The sequence below is a fragment of the Rossellomorea sp. QJM3NY_18 genome (genome assembly GCF_056173145.1).
In genome coordinates, this window is record NZ_CM149659.1 from 3981225 (window position 1) to 4007823 (window position 26599).

At 43.3% G+C, this 26599-nt stretch carries 16 protein-coding genes; 3 read left to right on the plus strand and 13 right to left on the minus strand.

The window, feature by feature from the left end; translation table 11 throughout:
* Positions 1-5 precede the first annotated feature (5 nt).
* The 7 genes from AC0VXY_RS20535 to AC0VXY_RS20565 all read right to left on the minus strand — a co-directional run bounded on the left by AC0VXY_RS20535 (position 6) and on the right by AC0VXY_RS20565 (position 9824).
* Positions 6-974, minus strand: a complete 969-nt coding sequence (locus AC0VXY_RS20535; protein ID WP_475526368.1) for a hypothetical protein — start codon at positions 972-974, stop codon at positions 6-8.
* Positions 975-979: 5 nt separating this feature from the next.
* Positions 980-2353 (minus strand): O-antigen ligase family protein, encoded by a 1374-nt coding sequence (locus tag AC0VXY_RS20540; protein WP_475526369.1) that lies wholly within the window; start codon positions 2351-2353, stop codon positions 980-982.
* Between the two features lie 26 nt (positions 2354-2379).
* The gene (locus AC0VXY_RS20545) at positions 2380-2733 is read right to left on the minus strand and encodes a hypothetical protein (RefSeq protein ID WP_475526370.1); all 354 of its coding nucleotides are present in this window, start codon (positions 2731-2733) and stop codon (positions 2380-2382) included.
* Positions 2734-3343: 610 nt separating this feature from the next.
* The gene (locus AC0VXY_RS20550; RefSeq protein ID WP_475526371.1) at positions 3344-5608 is read right to left on the minus strand and encodes a SpoIID/LytB domain-containing protein; all 2265 of its coding nucleotides are present in this window, start codon (positions 5606-5608) and stop codon (positions 3344-3346) included.
* A gap of 61 nt (positions 5609-5669) precedes the next feature.
* Complete coding sequence (locus AC0VXY_RS20555; RefSeq protein ID WP_475526372.1) at positions 5670-6476, minus strand: hypothetical protein; 807 nt, start codon at positions 6474-6476, stop codon at positions 5670-5672.
* 11 nt (positions 6477-6487) lie between these two features.
* Entirely contained in the window at positions 6488-8548 is a 2061-nt protein-coding gene (locus AC0VXY_RS20560; RefSeq protein ID WP_475526373.1) for a cell wall-binding repeat-containing protein, read from the minus strand.
* A 178-nt stretch (positions 8549-8726) separates the two neighbouring features.
* A complete protein-coding gene (locus AC0VXY_RS20565; protein ID WP_475526374.1) occupies positions 8727-9824 on the minus strand; it encodes a glycosyltransferase in 1098 nt (365 codons plus the stop codon).
* A 248-nt stretch (positions 9825-10072) separates the two neighbouring features.
* Between AC0VXY_RS20565 and AC0VXY_RS20570 the strand changes: the two genes are divergently transcribed.
* Positions 10073-11506, plus strand: a complete 1434-nt coding sequence (locus AC0VXY_RS20570; protein WP_475526375.1) for an oligosaccharide flippase family protein — start codon at positions 10073-10075, stop codon at positions 11504-11506.
* 361 nt (positions 11507-11867) lie between these two features.
* Here AC0VXY_RS20570 and AC0VXY_RS20575 read toward each other — a convergent pair whose 3' ends face one another.
* The 6 genes from AC0VXY_RS20575 to AC0VXY_RS20600 form a co-directional block, all read right to left on the minus strand.
* Complete coding sequence (locus tag AC0VXY_RS20575; RefSeq protein WP_475526376.1) at positions 11868-12959, minus strand: LCP family protein; 1092 nt, start codon at positions 12957-12959, stop codon at positions 11868-11870.
* Positions 12960-13114: 155 nt separating this feature from the next.
* Entirely contained in the window at positions 13115-14950 is a 1836-nt protein-coding gene (locus AC0VXY_RS20580; RefSeq protein ID WP_475526377.1) for a cell wall-binding repeat-containing protein, read from the minus strand.
* A 101-nt stretch (positions 14951-15051) separates the two neighbouring features.
* Positions 15052-17103, minus strand: a complete 2052-nt coding sequence (locus tag AC0VXY_RS20585) for a S8 family serine peptidase (RefSeq protein ID WP_475526378.1) — start codon at positions 17101-17103, stop codon at positions 15052-15054.
* A gap of 170 nt (positions 17104-17273) precedes the next feature.
* The gene (locus AC0VXY_RS20590) at positions 17274-21491 is read right to left on the minus strand and encodes a cell wall-binding repeat-containing protein (protein WP_475526379.1); all 4218 of its coding nucleotides are present in this window, start codon (positions 21489-21491) and stop codon (positions 17274-17276) included.
* Between the two features lie 281 nt (positions 21492-21772).
* Complete coding sequence (locus AC0VXY_RS20595) at positions 21773-23086, minus strand: cell wall-binding repeat-containing protein (RefSeq protein WP_475526380.1); 1314 nt, start codon at positions 23084-23086, stop codon at positions 21773-21775.
* 178 nt (positions 23087-23264) lie between these two features.
* Complete coding sequence (locus tag AC0VXY_RS20600; RefSeq protein ID WP_475526381.1) at positions 23265-24212, minus strand: NAD-dependent epimerase/dehydratase family protein; 948 nt, start codon at positions 24210-24212, stop codon at positions 23265-23267.
* A gap of 334 nt (positions 24213-24546) precedes the next feature.
* On the opposite strand from AC0VXY_RS20600, the gene AC0VXY_RS20605 reads away from it, so the two are divergent.
* Together AC0VXY_RS20605 and AC0VXY_RS20610 are read left to right on the plus strand one after the other, a co-directional pair.
* Complete coding sequence (locus AC0VXY_RS20605; RefSeq protein WP_475526382.1) at positions 24547-25920, plus strand: cell wall-binding repeat-containing protein; 1374 nt, start codon at positions 24547-24549, stop codon at positions 25918-25920.
* 117 nt (positions 25921-26037) lie between these two features.
* A complete protein-coding gene (locus AC0VXY_RS20610) occupies positions 26038-26598 on the plus strand; it encodes a hypothetical protein (protein ID WP_475526383.1) in 561 nt (186 codons plus the stop codon).
* The last annotated feature ends 1 nt before the right edge of the window (position 26599 follow it).

Sequence of the window (26599 nt, forward strand, 5' to 3'; positions counted from 1 at the left end):
TTCCATCACTTCTCTTTTAAGATGATTTCCGTAATTGTACCATTTTCCTCGGTTAGCTTCAGTTCGTTATCACCGAGATCCATGTCATTTTCAAGATCACCGTGGATCTTTTCAAATTCGTCTGCTGGGATATTGACCGGGAACTTAATTTCGATGAGTCGTTTATCTTCGTTATATCCTACAAATGCGTTGAACTGTTTGTAATAATAGAAGAATTCGACATCGCCTTTGCCTTCGAAGATGTATACGGGTTCGCCGTATTTACCGAATAGGTTCTTTTCTGAATACCCGATTGGCAGAGGGGTTTCCGGTAAAAGACCTGCATCGAGATATTGCTGGAACTCATCAGAAAGTACTTTCCGATTGTTTTTCTCGTAGTCGATCCGGAAGCTGAGCTTTTTGGAGTCATCCAGAAGCTCCTCATCGGTCATCTCGAGAAATTCATCCGTTGCCAGGTCTTCATTAAGGGCACCGATCAGTTCGACAACCGGGATTTCCTCTTGAGCGAGCAGGATTTTCGAGATTTCCCCTTCTTTCACTTCAAATACGACGCTTTGTTCATCCACGATCATATAGACATAGGACTGTTCATCCGTTTCTTCTGCTTTGTATTCAAAAAGGTCCAGATCCAGATGGTTTTCGATGACTTTTTCAAGATCATCTCCTACGTTTATCGTCTTTTCGATCTTGAATTTTTTATTGGATGTAATCAAATAGTCCGCTTCGCCGCTGGTAAAATGGACACGGAGCTTCTGTTTGGCATCATCCAGTATGTCATCCTTGGAGTCGGGATCTTTCATTACCTTGGACACTTCCTGATACCGTTCCCCCAAGCCAAAGTTCAGGAGTGAATATTCATTTCCGACCGATTTATATTCACTTTTTTGCACCTCTTTTGTTTTCACGCCAACGACAATGCCGAACAAAAGAACCACAAAGATCAAATATGATAGAAAGATTTTATATGAACTCAATTGTATCACTCCGTTACATTTTGCTTATCTTTGTGTTTCATTTCACCGAGTTTCACCAGCACGGCGATGACTAATAGGACTGCCCAGAACCTTGGTGTCACGTAATCGGCTCTGTATAAGGATGTGACCATCAGGTGAAAGTACTCCGTCAATGCAATGAAGTAGTACATATTTTTCATCCCGTTCTTTAAAAGGAAAACGGCGATGGATAAAAGACCTGCGAGTAAAAGTAGAAGTCCTACCACACCTTGTTCGAATAAAACATCGATGAACATATTATTGGCGGATATCGCCAGGCTCATCTGAGTATGTGGGACAATCTTCGTTCCGGCCAGGAACTCATATGCTCCCGGGCCATATCCGAACAATCCTGAAACGATGGAATGATCGAACAACCATTTGAAAGGCATAACATACATATAGATCCGGCTTGATTGTGTCGGATCGAACAGATTATCCCTTCTTCCCCAAATAGGTGAGAAGAATTTGGCCAGTAAATCCGGATTCACAAGATATAGACCTGCGATTCCGATGATGCCGACAAGTGGAATCATCCAGAGAATCTTTTTCGGAAATCTTGGGTGGAACATGAGATAGACCATTAAGAATCCGATGACAAGGACAAGGTTAAAGTAAGCACTCACTGAGAAAGTGAAAGCCAGGATGAAAAGAGTCGGCAGAAGCAACGCGACTGCATAGACCCATTTACGCTTCACCACCAGATAACCGAGAATGATCAGGTCGATCAGGAATGGTCCCATATAACTCGGTTCATTAGTGAAGGACGTAATCCTGAAATCGAACAGGGTTACCCCTTCCACGCTGTGAACGAAAGACCGAGTGTCCAAATTCAGGAATGGAATATTAAATATGAAATAAGCCAGCTGCCAAAATGCCACCGCCACTAGAAGAGTGATCGACAGCGGATAGACTTTGATAATGCTCTTACTATCCTTCGGTTCATTGACGAGCAGTCGGTAACCGAAATAGACAAACATGAAAAAGCTGATATAGTAGGCGATCCGCGTGATCATGGAGCTTTTCAGATAGTTCATATATTCTACACTATTTAACACGGTAGCCGTATAAAAAGCTGATAGTACGGCCAGTCCCAAAGAAATCAGGAACAGGATCAGGAAGCGTTTCAAATACTTATCAAACTCAGAGGTTTGCGTTAATTTTTTTCGATTGAGCAAGTAGTAGAGAAATAATAATCCCCCGACTCCCAATGTCAATACCGCCGGAACCGGTACAGGTAGCAGCTTAATGTATTTTGCTTGAGTAGAGAACTGCGCGAAGAACAAATATCCGGCCACTAAAATCAAGATGATCTGCTTCAGCCTCGGCTCATACTTGTTCATGAGTGTGGAAAAATTCATACTAAACTCCTCATTGTCTTTTTAGTTTATTGAATATAATCTATATCTTTCAAAAGGAGAATTCCGTCTTTCTTCTCCCACTCTGTCATATATACCAGCTCATTCTGCTTATTGAAACGATAGAATTTATTGACGGCTTCGGTGTGAAAATAACTCTTGTGCTGAGAAGTAAGTTTCTCTTTGAGGTAATTAAAGTCCGTTTCGGTCACTGTATTATCCGGACTCAGCATATGCTTAAAGGTATTCCAATCAGTATTTTCAATATTATTGCGGATATATTGATCGGCTTCCAATAGGTTTCTGAATTTCAATGGTTGATCCCCGCATCCACTGATCAGGATCGTGGTCAACATTATTAGAGCAGCAAACTGTTTCTTCATTACAAACTCCTTCCCTGTGAGGACTATCGTCTCTTTCATGTCAGCAATTCTTATAGTAAAAGGGACGCACCCTGTTAAGTATTGATAATTGAACAACAATAAAAAATTATACATGAAAACCGGTCATTTGAAAATGCTTTGTTCCATGCGTCCCTAAGGCTGTCTCGGCGTTGGAAACACTGTAAAAAGGACAGATATTCATACATTCCCATATGTTAAATATGTGTTACAAACATGTTTTATAGTCATAATTATGGGATAGTGTTCCATTTTATTTGGATTGGGGTGCTATAGATGATGGGATTCGGGTAAAGAAAGTTCTTGAAAAGGGGTGTTTGGAGCAGGAAGAGCATAGTGGTAGAGAGGGGTAAAGAATTTTCGACACGGTGGCATAATTAATTAGAATTTCGATGATTAATCAGGAGCACGCTTGAAAAACTCTATTCCCGCACGATTATCCTCCATACCGCTTCGAAAGGTTAAAAAACACGCATGATTTCGCCAGATCCGCCACTTTAGGACCCCCATCCATCCCCACTATCCAATTTCCACTCACAAAAAAACCGCCATCCCGTAGAATGGCGGTTTTTCCGACTAAAAATGAAACAAATCACTCAGCAAATGCTTGTTGGATGTCGCGTCGAACGGTTTCGTTTATCGCTCCGTTACCTCCGAGGAAGTACGTGTCGGCGAGAACGGTACGTTTATCGAGCCAGTCCCCTACATGATCCGGTAGCGCATCTTTACGCGTCAGGACGAGTGGGGATTTCATGGCTGCTGCAAGTGCAGATGCTGGCAGGGCATCAATGAAGACGTCACCGCGAGCAAAGAATAAGGTCTTTTCTTCAAATTGATCGCTGTATTTCTCTGCAATCGTCAAGCTTGTCTGGTAACGATCCAGGCCGTACACCCGCGTGACATTTGGCGCCAGGTTAGCCAGTTCACGCTCCACACCGGTTGAGACGGCTGATTGTCCACCGATGATGGTTACGTTCTTGATCGCATTTTCCTTCATATATGCTTCTACACTTTCATGCAGGGTATCTTTCGTTGTGTACAGGATCGGAATCTGCATCATGCTGGCATATGAAGCGATCGACAGGGCATCCGGAGATTTCTCGTCTTTCGTTACAACAAAGACCTCATCTTTGTTCTTTATTTCGTCTGCCACTTTGACTGCTGTCTCATAACGCTCTTTTCCGCTGATGCGGGTAATGTCCCCCTCGTTGATAAAAGATAGACCTTTTAGCTGTGTTTCCACATTTGCCCCGATGGCATTGCTTCCACCCAGTAAGTAGACCTTTTCAGGCTGAAGGCGTTTGATTTCATTCAGGACCGTGTCCGGAAGTGTTTTGGACGTAGTCAGCAATAACGGAGAATCCAGCTTCTTCGCAAGGACACTTCCCGTCAATGCATCAATCGATAAATCCCCGCGTCCGATGACAACGGCCTTTGATCGATTTTCCCAACCATATTCAGAAACGCTTACGCTTGTTTCATAACGGTCGATCCCTTCAAGTTCGTGGGAGTAGTCACCTAAGTCAATTTCTCTATTCACACTGGTAGTCGGGTAGTAATAACCCAGGATCGTTCTGAAGTTGTTACCTTCTTTCGACATCTGGTAGGCCCCGTATTGGCTCATACCGATTCCGTGACCGAAACCGCCGCCATTGATGGTGTAGGACCCATCCTTTTTATCCAGGCTTTTTACATACGGGCTCTTCATGATGGAAGTCCCAAGCATGAAACGAATATTGTATGAAGTATCTTCCACTGTTTTAGTTTGGAGTTTGATAGTCTCGTCTTCATTTTTCAAGAAACCATTGTCGGTTTTTTCATAATACGTGAATGATACTTTGCCTCTTAACACATCTGTTGACGTGAAGGACTCATCCGGGATATCAAAAGACATATCCTTGATTTCCACAATTTTGATGTCGTGTTTTTCATCGATCATCTTTTTACTTTTCAGCCACTTTTTCATGTTAGAGATGATGGTTTGATCTTTTTCCTTTACATCTGTCCACCATGATTCGGGTTTCTTGAGATCCAGTTCGCTATTGTCAAACTGCTCTTTGGAAAGAGCGACCTTCCAATCGCCGTGTGGAGAGATCTTGGCATCATAGATGTCCTTTTTGGTTTGCAGGTAAGGAACCAATGCCGATCCCCACACATTTTTATTTGAAAATACTCTTCCACCATTAGAAGAGGAATAGAATGCTTCCGCATACTTATCGCCGTTCTTCAGGACTTCTCCCTGTGTTTCATTAACGGCCTTTGTCGTATGGGAATCCCAATCGTATCCTTTATACACTTGATCGCTTTGACCATCATAGATGGACCAGTTTCCTTTTTTCAGTACGAAGGTCCTTGCTGCAACGGCCTGTGCTTTCAGGGCATCCAATCCGCCGTTTGCTCCCCACGAAGATGGCATTTCAGCCGGTACGACCCCTTTTAAGTAGTCTTCGAGATTAATATGGTTGACAGGGCGGACGTATTTACCGGATTCAACGGTAAATTCCACTTCGCCTAAGTATTGCTTCTGTGAATTTCCTTTGATCGTCATGGCACGGTCCATCGATTCTGTGATTGTCGGAATGATGGTCACATTGCCACTGAACCTTTTCACTAAAGAACTACCTTTATAAAGAGATAAATCCCCTGACTCCACCTTCATGGTATAAGAGGCACCAGGCTGGATGAAAATGGACGTTCCCTTAACCTGATAGTCACCATTTGTTGTAAAGGGAAGTGCGGTCTTGCTTCCGATATAGTTTTGCAGTTTAACCTCGATTGGCTGTCCTGCTGCCTGAGTGCTTAGAGGGGCTGCGACCAGTGCCGTGGAAAGAAACAACATGGATAGTGCTTTCTTCAAGAGTTTTCCTCCTTGCGATATGTATTAGGGAAGGTGTCCCGGTTAAGGACACCTCCAAGAATTAAAGAGCTTCTACTTTTTTCAAGACGGATTCTATTTTCTTACCATTTTCACCGGTTTCTTCATATACTTCCTTGATCATGCCGATTTTCGGAGCATAGTAGAGGGTGTTGATGGTGTCCTTGTTTCCGGCTTTCACCGTGTTGCGGACAACGACGACATTTTCAAAGGTATCATATGGTACTTCCAGCGTTTCACTCTCGCTGATGATTTCCCACTGAGGGGTATCCCCTTTACCTTTTCGACTGATATCTGCCATAGGCTGCATTTCTTTATTTGGTTTGAAATTACTTAGCTTGCTTTCTTTCGGATCCTTCGGGCTACTTTCTTCATACACCACTTGAATGGCATCCTGATCCCATTTAAGGATTTGAAGAGTGACCATTTCTCCTACTTTGAATACACGTTGAACATGTGTATCGTTGTGATCCACGATCGTCTCTGTCAAGCTGAAATCTTTATTTTCAAAGGTCTTGATCATATTCTTTTCAGGTTTCAACTGCTGGAGCAGCAGGTTCACTTCTTCTTTTTCAGAGGAAGAATCCTGATCTTCTTCTGCTGCCGGCTCTTCTGAATCTGTATTTCCTTTTTCCGCTTCACTGCTCTCTTCCTGCTCGGCAGGAGCCTTCACGGTTCCTTCATTTACTGAAGCGTCTTCTTCAGACGGTGTTTCTTTTTCTACACTTGTATTCTCAGGCTCCTTCTTCTCCGCTTTCTCACTTGGTGAGGAAGCGCTGCAAGCAGAAAAAACAGTCATAGACAAGATGAGTAGTGACGTCAGAAAGATATTTTTACGACTGTTAGACATGGTTGTCCTCCTTAATACAAGACACTTTTCATTTTTTCAATGATGGAATCGTCAACCTTACCGCCGACTTTGATGACTTCTTTCACTTCACCGGACGGCTGGTATTCAAGAATGAAATCCTCAAGTCGACCTTCCAATGAACCTCCGACTAAGATGATCGGTGCTTTTGTTTTAACGGAAAGGGCAGAAGCTGTCAGGGCATCAGGATAATTCGTTCCAGTCGAAACGATGAATTTATCTGATCCCATGACCGATTTGAATTCAGTCAGCACTCTGGCAAGGGTTTTATACCGGTCGACTCCTGAAAGTCTTTCCACGTTGGATGAATATTTCTTGATCGACTGTTCAACGGTTGAAGAAATCGCGTTCCCTCCACCCAGTACCTTCACTTGTTTTCCTTTTAAGTAGGAAAGGGCGGAAGAATTGATGCTGTCCTTCCCTGTTAATACAATCGCCCACTGATTCGCTGATGCAATCGGTGCCGCTCCCAGGGCATCCGCGTAGTTCTTACCGGATGCTGCGAATACACCTTTCACATTCGTCAGCTGTTTATTAATGAGCAGGTTTGTTTCATAACGGTCGGCTCCGCCGAATCGGGTAACCTTCAGTCCAAGCTTTGCTAATCGATCCTGAACCGCATTCGAAACGGCCCCTTTACCACCAATCATGAATACTTCGTCAGCATTCAATCTTGCAAGCTCTTTCTCTACTTCGGATGGCAGATAGCCTTTTTCCGTTAATAGAATTGGGGCATTATCCAATTGTGCTGCGAGTGGCCCTACAGACAGTGCATCTGCGAAATCAAAGGCTGTTGCCAATACGACGGCTTTCTTCGCTTTTGAGCTTGAGAATCCGCTTGGATAAAGATCCTTGGACACCTTGATGGACGTCTCGATTCGATCGAGGCCGATTAAGTTTGTATCGTTGATGAAGCGATTAATCGACACTCCGCTGATACTTGACCAGATGACTCCTTTAGAATCGATATCCACCACTTTAAGAGGCGTCGCTTTCCATTTTGCGTAATCGATTGCACTCTTCAAGTCATAATACGACCATAAGCTTTTTCCATCTTTTGTTTGAACACTGTACTTTTTGGGTAAATAATTTGACCAGAGGATCTTTTCAGTGTGTTCATCTACTACTCTGGTATTTGCAAGCGTTCCGGCATATTTTAAGGCGTCTTCTTTAATCGGGTAAGTTTTAAGCTTTTCCTTCCCTTTCTGATAGACACCGTATTCATTCAAATTCTCATACACTTTCTTCTGCTGATATTTGTCAAATACATATGTATTTGTTTGGTTTTTTGAATATTCTATGGCTTCATTCTGAGTGTCATAAATCTTCAGGCGTTTTCCGTCTGCATTGTAGACTTCGAACACTTTGAAGAAAGAAATGATTCCATTTTTGATTCCTTCAGCGGCATTATTCTGGAATGACCATGTTTTGATCAGTCCTTCTTCGTTCGGATTGGACATATAGCCCATTTCCAATAAAAGAGAAGGCATTTGCGTATTACGGATCACATAGAATGCCTGATTATTCCTCATTCCCTTATCGGAAGTACCGATTGATTTCACAGTACTTGGGTGGACCGTCTCTGCCAATCTTCTAGACTCGCTTCCATAGGCCACTTGAATGGGATCCGGTGGATATGCCGCTTCCCAAGCATATTTATTATCATAATGATACGATTCGAATCCACTTACATACGGATTGGTAGGTGCCGCATTGTGATGGACGGAGACGAATACGGTCTGATCATTTTTCCCCTTGGCAAATGTATTGGCTAGATTTGTACGTTCCTCTAGACTCAAATAGTTCGTATTGTCCGTGCGAGTCATAAATACATTAAACCCCGCAGCTTTCAACTTATCTCTTAACTTCTCCGAGATTGCCAGATTGGCATGCTTTTCATAAAAACCAGTTGAATTCCCAGAAAATCCTGATGTTCCTGAATCCCAACCTCCGTGACCTGGGTCAATGACGACATTCTTCTCTGCTGATGCCAGCATAGGAACGACAAGAACCATCGCCATTGTAACAACAAGCATCGCAATCTTTTTCTTCATATTTCTGCATTCTCCTCCATAATATTAAAATTTTCCTTTATTCTACCATTACTATCGGCAACATATGACATACTTTTTACATGTTTTCGCAAAGTTTTACATATTAGTAAAAAAGACACTCATTCTCCTGGTATACAGGACGCATGAGTGTCTACTAAATTTGTAGTTACATAGAATCTTATTTCTCTTTTTTTACTATCTTATTATAAAGGTCTATCATTCGTTTCGAATTCTCTTCCCAATCATAATGATGGAGAACATGTTCCCTGCCGTTTCTACCTAATTTTTCCCGTTCAGAAGAATCCTTATATAAAAATAGTAATTTTTCCGCCAAGGCTTGTGGATCCTTTGCCGGGATCAAATACCCAGTCTTTCCGTCCAGTACTACTTCCGGAAGCCCTCCCACATTCGTGGCGACAACCGGAACCCCGCATGCTTGCGCCTCTACGGCCGAAACACCAAAGCTTTCAATTAAAGAAGAAATGACGAAGATTTGCAGTGATGAGATAAATCCAGGTACATCTTCATGAGCAATCCTACCCAAGAAGTCTACGTTCCCAACGATCTCCAGCTCATCTGCCAATTTCCTGTATTTTGCAAAATAAGGTCCGTCCCCGGCCAATTGCAGGCGAACGTATTGGCGTTCCGGACCCAGTTCATCCAAAAAGAGCTTAAAGCCTTTCAGGAGATACTCAATCCCGTACTTCGGTTCCATCCCTTTAGCAATTCCGATCCTGAATTGACCTTCCACCTTCTCTTCCGGATTCGGCTTGAATTGGTCAATATTCACCCCAAAAGGCGTGATGGATAAGGGCTTATTTTCATCGATATACTTTTTCGTTTCAAGCTCCAGGGCAGGACTCGTGGAACAAATATAGTCCGCCTTTTTCAATGCATATTGAAGAATGATCCGATTCATCATATTCTTATTGGGAAAATCATATATATCCGAACCCCAGACGGACAAAATGTATGGATTGAAGCCTGCAAGTGCACCGATCAGCCCATAGCTTGAGGCATAATGAGAATGAATCAGATCCGGCTGCCATTTCCGGATGATCTTCTTTAGTCTCGATACCGTAAATAAATAGGAAATCTTATGATTCAATTTCAAATTTAAATAGACTCTGCTTACATTCTCCCATGGGATTGTTTCGGTAGAGTCTTTGTGGTTCTCTAAACTAATATTCATGACCTCGATACCAATCGAATTATAGTAATCAAGCCACTTCTTTGTATGCACATTATTCGCTGGTGCTAATAATAAAACTTTCATAACTCGGGTACCACACTCTCTTTTTTACTACTGTCTATCTGTCTTGCCGGATCATTTGTTTCATACTGTTGTCAAAACAGCACAACAAAAGAAATATATTCAACAATATCGTTTGTGATATAATATACTAATTGATTTGATACTTCTTATCATAATATAAAAAGCGCATAAATTGAATTTATTTGTAAAATCTATCACAATTTTGTTAATCCACCAGTTAAAATTCGTACGTTCAGAGAGGGATTTTCATGTTTAAGCATACATTCATTTATTTTCTGTCAAAAGGTGTACCGGGAATCATCAACTTTGTGGCAATCGCCCTTTATACCCGTCTTCTCTCACCAAGTGAATACGGGGAATATGCCCTGGTGATCGCAGCGGTCACCTTTGTGAATACGACATTATTCCACTGGCTCCGCTTAGGATTGCTCCGCTATAACCCTAAGTACGAAGGCAACCAGAAAGCGATGTTCATCAGCTCGATCACAGCGACTTTCATCTCCATGACAATCTTGACGATTTTCCTTGGTACAGGCGCATTCATTGTCTATACACCTTTCCATTCCATGGCCCTGCTCTGGTTCCTGGGGATCGGATTGCTGACGATGCAAAGCATGTTCGACCTGTTCACAGAATACTTACGTTCAGAGCTTTCATCGAAACTGTTCGGTGTGGTCACCGCTTTAAAAGTGGTACTGTCACTGATCGTTGCCGTCATTTTAATCAAGTTCTTCGGATTCGGTGCGGAAGGGATCGTCCTTGGACTGATCATCGGGATTTTCTTATCCCTCATCTTCTTCATTCCGAAGTATATGCATTTGGTTTCGATCAAAATGATCGACCGGGATATGATCAAGGAAGTCGTGAAGTATTCCGTTCCGTTCATCGCTGCTCTTTCAATGGAAGCAATCATCCTGAATACGGACCGTTATTTGATCGGTTGGTTAATGGATACAGCATCGGTCGGTATTTATGCCGTTTCTTACGACCTTGCCAAACAAATTCTGTTCCTGCTGATGATGATCATTAACCTTGCCGCCTATCCGTTGGTGGTGAAGGCGCTTGAAACAGGCGGCATCAAGGAATGTCAGAAGCAGTTGAATGAAAATACGTCCCTGCTATTGCTTGTATCCGTTCCGGCCACGACCGGCATGATCCTATTGAGCCAATCCTTTACAGATATTTTCCTAGGGGAATCGTATCAAGGCAAAGCAGCAGTCATCTTTTCACTGATTTCTCTGGCGATCTTTATCCAGGGATTTAAAATGTACTACTTCGACCTTGCCTTCCAGCTTGGTAAAAATACGAAGCTTCAAATCTGGCCGGTGTTAGCAGCAGCCCTTCTCAATGTAGCCCTGAATCTGCTGCTCATCCCAAAGTACGGAATATTCGGATCTGCCTATGCAACCATTATTTCATACGTTGTATCCGTCCTATTGAGTGCTTTGATCGGGAAGAAAATCTTCCCCCTCACCTTTCCATTCAAGGAAGTGGGTAAAATCTTCATTGCAACGGGCATCATGGCCCTCTGCGTATGGCCGGCACTCGGGATCGGCGGGATCACCGGCTTCATCGTACAAATCGTTGTCGGTATTGCGGCCTACGGGGCTGTAGTCGTAGCACTTGATATCAATGGAATTCGTCGGCTTATTATGCGTCGCGTGAAGAAATCTCCTCAGTGATTGAGGGGGTTTTTTTGTGTGAAGTGTGAATGGATGACGGTGGGTGCCTGGCACTATTTGTGGCTTTTGTGACTGGCACAATTCACCTTTTTTGTGCCTGGTACAACTTATCGTTTTTGTACCAGGTACATTTGACGGCCTTTGTACCGGGTACAATTCACAGGTCTTGTACCTGGTACAACTCACCGTTTTTGTACCTGGTACATTTGACGGCCTTTGTACCAGGTACAATTCACAGGTCTTGTACCTGGTACAACTCACCACTCCTGTACCTGGTACAACCCCCAACTTCTATACCCGCACTCAAAAAAAACCTAAAAAAACCCACGTAGCATCCGCCCCGTGGGTTCAATCTATCATCCTATTCCTCGTAACCACCCGACTCCTCGATTCCGGTCGAGTCCTCATAAGCACCGCTATCTCCGGTTTCACCGTAGCTACCGGTATCTTCGGCGGCACCATCTTCACTCAACGTTTCTTCCTCTACATATTCTGCGTACGACTTAGGTTCTTCACCGTTCAAAAAGTCTTTTAACGCTTCCGTATTTGCTTCAAGGTCTACCTCTAATACAGCACCGGCGCCTTCATATCGGGCATTTTCAAAGGAATTGTCGATTGGCACTCTCATCGTTTCAATCTTATCCGCGGGATTCAGGACGAATTCCTTTGCAAGACTGATTCGATCCATGGCTCCGATATTCGTTTCGATATAAGGTGAAACCGTCCCCATGAGTTTAGGGATCTTTGAAACACCGTTTAACGACAGCATCTCTTCCTTCAACGCATTGATGACTTCCTGCTGGCGCTTCACCCGACCGAAGTCTCCTTCTGCATCGTGTCTGAATCGTGCATAACCCAGTAGTTCCTTACCGTTTAACTTCTGTAAGCCGGGTTCCAAGCTCACATTTATATTCGTAGACATTGCTTTTTCAACATTCATTTCAATTCCATTCGGTGCCAGAACATCGACTACTTTCTGGAATCCTTTAAAGTCCATTAACGCATAATATTGAACATCGATGTCAAAGTTCTCTTTCAACGTCTGACGGAGCAGTTCGGGACCACCAAGGAAATAGGAGGTATTCAGTTTATACATTCCGTATTCCGGAACGTTGACATACATATCTCTCATCAATGAAACCAATTTGGCATCCCCTTTTTCGGGATCGTACTGAGCGATCATGATGGTATCTGTACGGGCCTTATCTTCACCCCTTGTATCAGATCCCAGCAATAGTACATTCACTTTACCATGTTCATCTTTTTTTCCATTAAATTCGGGAACTTCTTCAGAAGCCGCCTGTGGCTTTCCTGCCTGCATAATCCCCCTTTGATATTGATAGAGAAAATAGGCCGTGACAATACTTGCCCCTAAAAAAGATAATACGAGAAATATACGAAAGAATCTCTTCCTTCTTCTCATCCGTTGTCTATAGTCATTTCGAGTCTTCATGTATGTTTTTCACCTTTCAAGTCGAAGATCAATACGAAAAATAATTTTATCATGAAATAGAGTAAAAAAATAGAATCTTACATAAATGTAATCTCTGTTTAATAAACCTATGAAAAAGACTCTATCGATAATCGATAGAGTCTTACCTTTATATCTTAATAATACAGCTTTTTGTATAAATCTCCAAGCTCATCTTCCACATTAATCGCCCCTGGACCTCCAAGGAGGAAGAACTCTTTGTATCTTTTTGACATGATGAAATTATTGACGCTTGTCGGCAGCTGCTCAGGATTCGATAACAGCAGTGGAGCTTGCTGCTTCGCTGCTAAAACCGATCCCGATAGCGCATCAGGATAATTCTTCCCGCTTGCTACAAGTACGTCCTTCCCTGGGTTGGACAGTGGCAGCTTCCTCGCAATTTCAAGGGACGTTTCATAACGATCGATCCCGCTAACCCTCTGTTCTCCTTTCACCTTATTCATGACTTCGTTGGTAATGACACCTTCTCCTCCAACGACAATCGTACTGTCCACTCCATTCAGAGCTTCCGTTGTGTAGGATGACACAGAATCTTTCGCCGAGAGAAGGATCGGATATCCTTTAACCGACGCATAAGGAGCGACAGAGAGAGCGTCCGGGAAGTTCTTACCTGAAGCAATGATCGCTTTATCGGGGTTCGCCGCTACCTGTTCCGAAATCAGCTGAGCCGTCTCGTAACGGTTGATTCCACCGATGCGGTCCACCTTCAATCCCATTCCTTCAAGGGTGTCCATGACGCCCTTGCCAACTGCGCCTTCCCCTCCGAGTATGATGACCTTTGATGCTTTCAGGCGTTGAATTTCGTTCTTAGTTGCTTCCGTTAGTTTCGTTTTATCCGTTAAAAGAAGCGGCGCATCATTTTTATATGCAAGGGGGCCACCCGTCAGTGCGTCAGGGAAATTATATCCTTGAGCAAGGACCACGGTATCCGCCTGGTTCCACCCAGCTTGAGAAATGTCCACCGCCGTCTTGATCCGATCGATTCCGGACAGCCTCTCCCCGATTTTGTTCAGTTCACTTGAAGCAACATATGCTTCCTGCTTATTGTCTTCCCGTTCAACATCGTACCAGACGAAGTGATTGGGATTTTTGGATGTGTCATACTCGAACCCTTTAAGGATTTCTAGGACTTCCGTTTCCCCTGCTGGAAGTTTAGTAGAAACTTCTTTCGTATCAGAGCTCGGCCCTTCTCTAAACTTCGATCCATTGGCAGAGATGACTAAATCCCCCGGCTGATAAGAGTGTCTCGTGGTATGGGAAAGACCTTCAACCTCATATTGCTTTTTATTAAATAGAAGATAGTAGTTCGGGTCTCCAGTATAAGTGAAGTCCTCTTTTGCGAATGGGATTTCGACTACATCATTCGGGAAGATCCCCGGATTTCCACTTGAAAGCTCGGCGTATACACGTTCCTGATAGCTACCGAAGTTTCTTTCACCAGTCGCCATCTTTATGGGACTGTTCTCTTGAACCTGTCCATTGTAAGCTAAAATGGCAAAATACCAGTTCTCGATGATATCCCGCTCATTGTCACCGATGGTCGGAATGCTCGTGGAACGATTCCAGTCTGTCAGACCTTTCTCGCCAAGCTCCCATTTTTTGTTTAAAATCTTGATTCCCGCTTCAATATTGAAGGCAATATCGCTTTTCAATCGCTCTACATCGTAGCCGGATGTATTGGTCACCTGCATGATCCCGATACCGCCATCACCGGATATGTTCGGTTCTCCTTCACTCGTGAATTGCTTCCAGCCACTTTCCTCGGCAGCGAGTGCCTTCACGACTTCTGCCGGTACGTCGTATTTCATTGCCGCTTCCGTCAGTAGTTGATTGATTTCATATTTTGAAGGGTTCTCGTATCCTGCCGCTTTAGATGTGATGGGATTCGCCAATGTTGCAGTAAGAGCTACAGCCGCGATTCCAGAAACCAGTTTCTTCATTTTAGAATTCATTGTATTCCCCTTTTTATGTTATTTTATTCCATCTTATCATAGTATCTAGTAAACTTTAATACTTACAGGGCAAAAAAAGATAGAGAGATATTCTCCCTATCTTACTCGCTCTTCATATACTGATCGATTTGCCATGCCTTTTGAATTGGTATGGCGCCTGGCCCTCCCAGAATGTGATACGATTTTCGATTCGTAAATACGTTGATGGATTTTTGTAAATCACTGTTTTCCTTGTTATCCACCAGAACGATCGGGCTGTCGGTTCTTGAAGCCAGGGAACTGATGCTAAGGGCATCGGGAAACTTTTTACCCGTGGCAAAGTATAGTGACTCAGATCCTTTTGAAGCAAACGTCTGATGAACTTTCATATTGGTATCATAACGATCCACTCCAAAAATACGGAAGTGGCCCGGCAGGTTATTCTCTACATTCGAAGATATGATTCCTTGACCGCCGATGACGTACGTTTTGGAAATATCGTTCTCTTCCATATAACTGCGAACGGTCTGTGGAATATTGTTTTTTTGAACAAAGAGAACGGGATATTGCAGCCTTCCACTATAGGAAGCAACTGAAAGTGCATCAGGATAGTTTTGTCCTGAAACGATAAACGCTTTATTGGATGTATACGGAATCAGCTCACTGATCGCTATCGCTGTTTCATATCGGTCCAGCCCATAAATCCTCCGGGTATCGATTTCCAGATTCTTCACTTCATTTTCTACCCCGCTTGAGATGGCATTTTGCCCACCCATCATTAATACGTGAGATGGGTTTAACCTCAGTAACTCTTTCTTGACCGATTCACTCAACGTACCATTTTTCGCTAAAAGGATCGGGCTGTCCAAATAAGCTCCCAGTGGAGAAGCCGCTAAGCTGTCAGGGAAGGAGTCACCGCTTGCCAGAATAACAAACGAGCCATTCAATGTTTCTCCATCTATCTTCAGTTCTTTCTCCTTTAAAGCCGGCCAGCCATTTTGAGATATTTTTACGGCCGTTTCCACTGATGTCTGTCCATAGATGCGGTTTTTTATTTTGACGTAGTTCAATGCTTCCTCTGCATTGATCAAGCCTTTCCCCAATAGTTCGATTTCAGGTAATGGCGTGGCCGAGTTTTCAATAGTATCCTTCACCTGCAAACCTGTCAGGAAAGGATACTGCTGCTTCACCATGGAGGAAACCGAGCTTACGATGGCCGTGGACATGCTGGTACCATCCAATGTCTCATACCCATTCATCCATGTACTGAAAATATTCGTACCGGGAGCGGATACATCCACGGTTTCACCGTAATTGGAGAACGCAGACTTCGTCCCTTTTGCACTGTCCACACTCCCGACAGCCAGAACATCCTGATACGTCGCCGGATAAAGAACCGCATGGTCATTATCATTGCCGGCAGCCCCCACTACGAGGACCCCTTTGTCCACAGCGTAATCAATGGCGTCTTCCAGGGCATTCATATTGTTATAGCTTCCGAGGCTTAAATTGATGATATCCGCCCCGTGGTCAACAGCATATCGAATACCCTGTATAACCGTGGACATATATGTAGTCTTACCTTCAAACACTTTTACTGGCATAATTTTCACGTTTTTAGCGGCCGAGGCAATGCCCATTTTATTATTGGTCACAGCCCCCACCAGTCCCGCTACATGAGTACCGTGTCCTGTACTATCAATGGGAGGCTCATCTTCATGTATAAAGTTCTTTCCTTCTATTAATCTGCTACGTAGCTCGGGATGTTTCAGGTCGATGCCTGAATCAACGATCGCTACAGTCACTTCTTCTGCCGGTTCATACTGTTCCCATGCTTCTCGCACCTTCATAACCCCGAAGTCCCGGGACTGTTTATCAAAATACGTATCGTTCGGCGGAAGAGCCTGAGTATAAACAAGCTGATCGACCTCGGCCGATTCTATATCTCTATCTCTATTGAGTTTTGATAGAGCATTTGAAACATCCTGCTTGGGGACCGACACTACCTCGTATTTGTCCTCTGATGCAGTCGATGACTGGGTCGACACATCCCCTTTATCTTTATGCACAATCAAAACCCGAACGTTATTTTCATTTTCTGCCTGTACAAATCCGTTTGGAAGTACAACACAAGCTACTAAAAAAATAATAGAAACGATGACCCTCATCTTCATCAAGCGACTCCCCTCTCAGTTGAATGTCATTTACATCATCTGTAAAAAGTATATAAGAAGGTGGTAGGTCTGTCCATGAATTCCGGAAATTTTCAGAATGATAGTCTTAAAGACCTCCATAAAAAAACCACCCGCTATAAACAGCGGATGGCTCAACATGGCTTACTCTATTAGTTTGATACTTTTTCCTGAAGATCTTCTCTTGCACCTTCACCAACTGCGCCTTTACCACCAAGCACAGTGACAGAAGAGATTTTGTTCTGATACAGATACTTCGTTAAGAACGCATCCACTTCTTTAGGTAATCCGTTTGGATCTGTCAGTAATAATAATCCTGAGTTATCTGTTACAAGTGGAGCAGCAGATAACGCATCAGGGAAGTTCTTGCCGCTTGCAACATACAATTTGTCTGTGCTGTTAGCGAACTCACCGAGGATTGCTGCCAGTGTACCGTAACGGTTCACACCAGAAAGCACCTTCACGTCTACGGCAACCTTCTTGGCTTCTGCTACAACACTTTCAGGAACAGCTGATTTACCACCAAGCACATAGACCTTCTCATCTTCAAGAATCGCCTTTGCTTCGTCGGATAGACCTTTGCCATCTGTTAATACGATCGGCATATCATTAGCACCGGCAATAGCTGCAGCACTTAATGCATCTGCAAAGTTCTTACCAGTTGCAACGAATACTCCGTTCCCTTTGAATCCAAGCTCTTGAAGTTTCGAAACGATGGCAAGGTTTGTACCATAACGGTTCAGCATTCCATCTGTTTCTAAACGTTCAATATCGGAAGAATTGATCGAAATGCTGTTTAACTGTGCAAATACATCGGCAGATACGACACCTTCTCCACCCAGGATGTACACGTTCTCAGCACCAAGTCGTTCAATTTCATTCAACACTTCTTTCGAAAGCTTTCCATTGCTTCCTACCGGCAGGATCGGCGCATCGATTGCAGATGCTAAAGGACCAGCGGATAAGGAATCAGGGAAGTTATATCCTGTAGAAAGGATAACCGTTTTGTATTTATGGTCATCTGCAAATCCGTCTTCATGAAGGTTCTTGGACACTTCAATTGCCGTACCTTCACGATTCAGACCAGACACTTCGGAGATGATGTCACCGTCTACTTTAATAGGTAGAAGTGATAGTACTTCATCTGTTTTGGCGTCAAGTAAATATACTGCTCCGATTGAGCTGACTGACTCGGATGGAGTGGTAATGTTTACATCAGCCTTTAAGGATTTTCCTACTTTAAGGTTTTGTGACGCGTTAACATCCACTTTCCCTTTCCCTTTTTCACCAGGAGAAAGTACTCCGAACTCATTGATTGATAGATCAAGAGTCGTTGTCGGATCCATTGTTGCGTACCCTTCAATGGCAATGGTGTACGTATCATCCGGTAATGACGTCAAGGAAACCTTTTCGTCAGATGTGGCACCTGCAGAATAGGATACCAGGTTACCTTTTGAATTATAGATATATAAATCTATATCGTCAGTTGGATGGGATGGATTGGACGTTTGGACTTCTAAAGATACGTTGTTCTTCACTTTGATATCTTCAAAGTAGTAATCGTTGTTACCCGGTACTTCTACCTTCTTGGAAGAAATCTTAGGCGTACTAAACGGTGCACCCACAACCTTCACATCTCTTGCTTCAGATAAGTAGTTTGAGAATGTGACAGATTTCGTCATTTCACTGCCGGCTGCAGCATTACCCAAGTCGATTTCACCTGGTTCAGCAACCACGTCCTGAACGACAGCCTCTAATTGATATTTATTGACTTCTTTACCTTTTTCAGGTCCAGAAGTTCCGTATACATGTACTTCCCATACCCCTGGTTTAGGAGACTTGAATACATGGTCTTCAACACCTAATCCACCGTATCCGGCATATCCTTGGAATTCACTTACTTCCACTCCATCAGGATTAAAGACGATCGCGCGGACTCGGCCCTTATAATCTTCGTTTTCACTTAGTGCGTTCAGTGAGAAACGAACTTCACTTACACCAGGTTTTACATCAAATGTATACCCTTTTGTTTGAGAAGATTGAACTTCACCTTCTTCGCGGAAACGGAAACGATTGTCTTGGTTAAACTCATAACCAGTGACAATTGTTTGAGCGGATCTCGCTTCTACATAAGGAGTAGATGCATCATCGAATACCAAAGTTTCAGCATTCACACCTGTCTCTAATTTCGACGAGTCATAATCAACCGTGATCGTTTTGCTTTCTCCGGCTTTAAGATTTAATTCTGTAACAGATGGCTTGATCCAGTCCCCTGTTGGAGATACATCCAGCTTCTTATCTTCATCCGACTTGTTTTCTACTAATACTTCAACTTTTTCAGGGATTTCTTTATTTCTTACGTATAGACCAGGACCTCCGGAGACTTTCTCTCCATGATAGACCGTTACGTCTACATCTTTAATGTCAGAAATGAAATTCTTGCGCAGATACTCATAAGCTGCCGGGACATCGATCAGTCCTCCACCTTCTTGCGCGCGGTTGTATCCATCCAAGTGATTGGCCGTTGCAATCAATGCTTCACGGGCAATTTCATAGTTAAATGGAATACGATCTTTCTCCGCAGCAGATTTAAGCAGTGCCACTGCACCAGCTACATATGGAGAAGACATACTTGTACCCTGCATGACGACATACGGTCCATTTTGTACCGGATGAGCGGCAAAAGCAGATCCCGGTCCAACGATATCAGGCTTTTGGTTTCCAGCTTCGTTCGGTCCTACAGAAGAGAAGTACCATAATCCCTGTCCTTCTTTCGGAGTGCCGTCCGCGTTTTTACCATAAGGATATGAGTTGTATTCCTTTGCCCACATGTCAGCCGTGATATGTGCACCAACCGAGATGATAGGTGCTACGTCTCCAGGTGATCCAACAGTATCGACCCCGGGTCCTGCATTACCGGCAGATGTAACGAATACAATATCCGTATCTTCACTTAAAACGGTCATTAATTCCCCATAAGAACCTAAACCATCATTTAAATCCGGTGAAGAACCTAAGCTTAAGTTGGCAACATCGACTCCGAAACCACCTTCGGATTCTGGAAGCGCAGCATCAACCATAGCCTTTTGGATACTGAATGTAGGCGCTCCGCCTTCAGCTTTAAACACACGCATACCAACAAGTTCAGCACCAGGCGCAACCCCTTCACCCGCTACAGCTCCGAATGCATTTGCTCTTGCAGGGCCATTTGCAGCCGAGATACCTGAAACGTGAGAGCCGTGCCCATTGAAGTCAGTGAATAGATTAATCTTCTTCAAGCCTGCACCGAACCAGTCCAACTCCATATCATTGACACGGAAGTTCGCTCCGTACTTGTCATCTTCCACATTCACATCGAATGTACCTGTTTCATTATTTGCATAAGCCGTTTCATCAGTGAAGTCATTATCCATATCTGTATCGATATAGACTTTGTCCCCAGCGAGTAAAACAGTGAAGTTATCTGTATTGCCATTTGTTCCGTCAGCATTTAAATCCTGGTTCGTCCAATATGGACTTCCTACCGGCTCCGGATTTTTCTCAAATGCCGTCCTACCAAAGAATAAGGTATCATCGGAAGCGTCAATCCCTGCTGTGTTATATGTAGTTTCCCCTACAGTAACGGAGTCCCCTTCAGAATGCCCACCATCGAATAGTACGTCTCCCTCAGCAAGGTAGTTCAAACCGCTGCCTAAGTATTCTTTATAACGATCTTCTATACCGTACCCAAGTTGGCGATTCGAAATCGTGTAGTCCCTTACTGCAACAATTTTGGAATCCCCGTATTTGCGGGTTCCCTCTTCCAAACCTTCTGTAAAGGATTCGTGACCTGGATCCGGACCTGAGTCAATGATCCCGATACGTACGCCACTGCCATCAAACTTATCGTGGAAATCATCCACTCCAGTTGGAGCATGGGTTTCTGCCTGATTCGGTTTAACGACCGCATCCTGATCCACTTTATCTTGGTTCTTGACTTCCAATTCAGGATCCTTCACTTCACCTAATTGGATTTCACTGTTTTTCCCTACAGTACGGACACTCTTAAGATCAAGAACCTCCATCACTTTGCGCGTCGGTACATCTGCAAGGTAAACATAGTTCTTGTAATTCTGTTTCACTTTAACGCCAAGCTTTTCTAATTGACCTGTCGCATCTACCTTACCGTTCCCTACAATTACAAGCTCCTGTACAGCTTGATTACTCATTGAAAGCGCTACGACTTCCGAGAAATTAGAAACCTTGAATTTTTTCGTTTCCTGTAAAGCTGCATCCGCTTTATCAGGATTGAAAGTTGTTACACCAGCGAAAGAAGAAGCTACCAAAGCTGCACTAGCCATGACCGAAAATACCTTTTTCTTAAACGTCAACCCGTTTTCCCCCTTGATAGTTTAGTATTAGTCCGAAATACTCCGTATCTTCCAAAAAAATATAATTATGGAAAAATTCGAACTCTATTTTCCATTTTAAGCCCACTATCTTCTTTAGTCAATAAAAGGAGACGTTATTTTCAGAAAAAATAATATATTATAACTATTGCATTTTACGTTCTATCAATTTTCTACTCCAAAAGAAGTGTTTAAGAGAACTCACATCCGGGTAAATAGAAAAAACTGCCTGCCAATTCCGGCAAACAGTTTCTATCAATCTATTAATTTACTACCTTTACAGCAGCTAAATAACGAGGTTTCCAGTATACGTTATTCATGCTTGTAATCTCTACCCCACGATCGCCTGCATGGATAAATTCATTGTTTCCAATGTAGATACCTCCATGGGACGGACCTGGTTTATACGTTTCAAACATGACGATATCCCCTACTTCCGGAGATTTTGAACGGCTTCCGAAATTCCAGATATCCGCTGTTGTCCGGGGTAAATCAATATCATATTTAACATATACATAGTTCAAATAACCACTGCAGTCAAATCCACTTGGCGTCGTGCCTCCCCATCTATAAGGAGTCCCGAGATATTGCTTTGCCGTTTTGATCAAAGCACCTGTATCGAAAGAAAATAGACTTTGAGCCTTTTCAGATATGACAGACGTTCCACCGATGATCGTGAACTGATTGATCCCCAACTTATCCACGGTCGACTTTACAGAAGACGGGACGTTATTGGATTGAATCAACATAACCGGTGATCCTTTTTTCGCTGCCAGCACAGATCCGGTCAATGCATCTGCATAGCTTTCACCTGTAGCGATGACGGTACTGTTGGATGCTGAGTAATACTTCTCAGCCACTTTTGTCGCTGTATCGTATCGGTCTTTTCCTGAAATACGTGTAGCCCTTGGTAATTGGTTCTTCACTCCATCACTGATGACACCGGTTCCCCCGATAAGGATGGATGAACTATATTTACTTAAAGCCTTTTTCGTTTCTTCCGGAACATGATTTTTCTCGGTTAATAGGATCGGGATCGATTTACTCGCAGCAACAGGAGCAATGGCCAGACTATCCGGGAAATCTCTGCCGTATGTAACGATCGCCTGGGATCCACCTACTAATTGAGCGATTTTTGCCGCTGTCTCATATCGGTTCTCCCCTGCCACTCTTGTACTGGTGATGCCTAAACTTTTAAGCTGACTTTCAACGGCCGGTGAAATGACGGAACTTCCACCTAATATGTATGCCTTACTCGGTTTTAATCGTTTTAATTCTTCTTTCACACTATTCGGCACACTGTCCTTGGTTACTAACAGGATCGGCGCATTATGTTTATCTGCTAATGGAGCTCCAGCCAGTGCATCAGGAAAGTTATTCCCCACTGCGATCACGACTGTATTCGCACTGCTCCAGCCCTGCTTGGAAACTTTGACCGCCGTTTCATAACGATCTACACCGCTTACTCTATTTATTTGTGTATCTGCAGCCGATGCAGAGGTCTGAAATAACAATAGGAACAAAAAGCTTATAACCGTGACGAAGGTAATAGATACAGGTTTGCGATTATTCAACATTTCTCAATTCCCCTTCTCTATTTCTCTATAATTCTACAAAACCCATCTTACCATTAAAGTTTTCGAAATAATTTTACATTTATGTAACAAAGTCCGTCATATTTCCCCGTTTTCTGTAATATTATCTCCTTCAAACGACATAAAAAGGGCCGTATCTCCCGGGATACGGCCCTTTCTATTATTCGTTTTCCTTGTTCCAATATTCCAAAAGTCCCTCTCTCATCGTGAACTTCGGTTCGAATCCAAGGGATTTCAGTTCCGAGATATCAGAGTATGATTCTTTAATATCCCCTGAACGTTCTTCTTTTTTCTCGATTGGTAATGTGGTTTCCGTAATTTCTTCGTATAAGCCAATCAGGTCGTTCAGGCTTGTCGATCCACCCGTTCCAACATTGAAAACCTTCCCTATGGCACCCGGCGTTTCGGAAACAAGGAAGATGGCTTGAACGACATCTTTTACATAGATGAAATCTCTCGTTTGTTCTCCATCTCCAAATAGAGTAAAGGATGTCTCATCCTTTTTAACCAGCTGTTTAAATTTATCTGTCAGGATCGATACGACTCCTGAATACGGCGAAGATGGATTTTGTCTGTTTCCAAAAACATTGAAGAAACGGACGGCTGCAGTCGGAATATCGTATAACCGGCTAAACGCCAGCACGTACTGCTCTGAAGCAAATTTATCAATGGCATATGGCGTGAGTGGTCTGATCGCTGACGTTTCTTTCTTTGGAAGTGTCGGTTCATCCCCATATACTGCGGCAGATGAAGCAAATACGAAGCGTTCCAAGCCACCTTGCTTCCGTGCTTCTTCTAATAAGTATAAAGTCGCTTCCAAATTCGTCTGATGGGTATGAAGCGGGTCTTCAACCGAGGCAGCCACACTTGCGATCGCACCCAAGTGGAATATTTTTTTGAATTGGTGCTGCTGAAATAAATCCGTTATCGTTTCCCTTACGGAAATATCCCCTTCGACAACCGTCAATTGGCTGCTTTTCGGAAGATTATCCAATGAACCCATGGAGAAATTATCTATCACGACTACTTGCTCGTTATTATTTAATAATTCTTCTACAATATGTGAGCCTATAAATCCGGCTCCGCCTGTGACAAGGACCTTGCTCATGTATGTTGTTCCCCTTTCAATATGGAGAGATTATCTTTATTCACTTCTGTAAGTATAGCAAAAAATACATTTGGTTTCTATTCAGTCATCGAAATGTAAACAACCCTTAAATTATACCCGGTTCACTCCCATTTCAATCACCTTGGTTCATGTCAAAAATAGGCGAAAAATATTTATTTCAAACCATCTAGAAAAAATCCGAAAACGCGATTATACTATTCTAGATGTGAGAATCCGTTGGTATGGGAGTGCCAATTCTACATCAATTTCTGTTCATCGTTATTGAACAGTGTTTACTAAAAAATATAGATGAAAACAATCGGGGGAAAGAAAGATGAGAAAAGGTTTATTTGCTTCTATCAGTTCAGTTTTACTAGCTTCCAGTTTCCTTGGTTCACCGGTTTCAGCTGAAGGTCCAGTAGAAAAAAAGATGGACTTGTTGGCTTATGACTGGGAAGGCTTATTTACAGAGGAAGAGCCGAATGACAGCTTTACCGCGGCCAATGATATTTATTTAGAAGATTTAATTACAGGGACCTTCTCGAAAGATGATATCGATATGTTTAAAATACAGGTAGAGACAGATGATCCATTTGAAATATATGGTGGCAGCTGGGCTGACGACCCAAGTATTCTATTCGATATTACTTTATACGATGAGAATAAAAATAAGATTGCACCTGTAGAAGCGAGTGCAGATGAGACGATTGGTTCCTTGTCCATCTATTCTGTCACTCCAGGTACCTATTATATATCTGTTCGGGATCGACACAACCTTGCTAACGGGGAAGAATACGTCTTCATGCCGACTCAGGAACTCATTGAAGCCGGCGTAGACCGACTGTATGGAGCGGACCGGTATGAAACGGCCCTTGAAATTGCTTATCAAGGATTTGATTATGCTGATGAAATCATCCTGGCGACAGGCACCAACTTCCCGGATGCCCTGGCAGGGGCACCACTTGCCTATCACAGGGATGCTCCCATCCTATTAACGGGAAAAAACACCCTCCATCCCACGGTCAAAAGAGCGATCCAAGACCTGGAAGTAGGGAAAGTGACGATCCTTGGGGGACCCGGTGTCATTTCTGATAATGTTGTGAAAGAACTGAAAGCCCTTGGCGTCACTGTGTCCCGCATCAGCGGAAATGACCGGTATGAAACAGCTGTAGCCATTGCAAAGAAGCTTCCACACAATGATGCAGCCGTAGTGGTGAGTGGAAAGAATTATCCGGATGCCTTATCGATTGCATCCATCGCTGCACAATATGGATATCCGATCCTACTATCCGATAAAGACAGCATCCCTGCTTCCAGCCTGACTCAAGCCAAGTCATATGATACCAACTATGTCATCGGCGGTACAGGAGTGGTAAGCAATACTGTCCTGAAGAAGTTAAACATGCCGACAAGGATCGCAGGTTTAAACCGTTACGAAACCAACGCGAACATCATTCACGAGTTCGATATGTCGACTCAGTTTGTATTCGTTGCAACGGGCACTCAGTTCGCCGACGCCCTGACTGGATCTGTCCTGGCCGCTAATTGGGGAGGGCCACTATTACTGACGCCTCCGAATGAACTTCATCCTGAGATTAGGGATTTAATGATGGATTCTACCTATATGGCAACAATCCTTGGTGGACCCAACGCAGTCTCTGCTAAGGTGGAAGAGGAGATTTGGTCTACTATTGTTGGAAATGAATAATCAGGATGCGCTCTTACAAGAGCGCATTTTTTATCCAAAATAATTAATAGAATTTTCTGTATTTTAATGGTAAAATAGTAACAGATAACGATCATACATAAGAAAGAAGGCTTACAATTGGAATCTCTCACACAATCTGTCGCAACCATCTTTAAGAAACTTATGATCCACCTTGATCAAGACGAACTTCGTGAAGAAGTAAATACCCGTTTACTCCAGACGATGAAACAATCACCTACAGAAGAGGAATTCAGACAAAACCTAATGTTGGCCATCGTTCTTCATGGTGAATCCACCAAAGCGCTTCACGGGATCCTTCACCCTCTTCTATCAAACTCGACCTACCCTGATTTAGAAGGCGTTTCGAAGCTGATGAACCGGGCACAAGCCAGGATTGAGAAAGAGATGGATACACTCCTATCCCTTTATAAGGAACAGCTTGAAAAGGAAGACTTTCCAAATGAAACTGTGACCCAGCTTGAAATTTATTTCACTACCACCCTGGTCGAGCTTACATTGACGTATAGGTTCATCGATGCCTTTGGTACCGAAAGCAACCGGGCATTATTTGAGCCTTTATTTTCTTACCCAGCAGAGGAAGTCGGGGAAACCATCTTAAAATATTCAAGAACCTACTCAAGCCTCCTCTTCGAAAAGACCCTCAGTCAACAAAAATAAA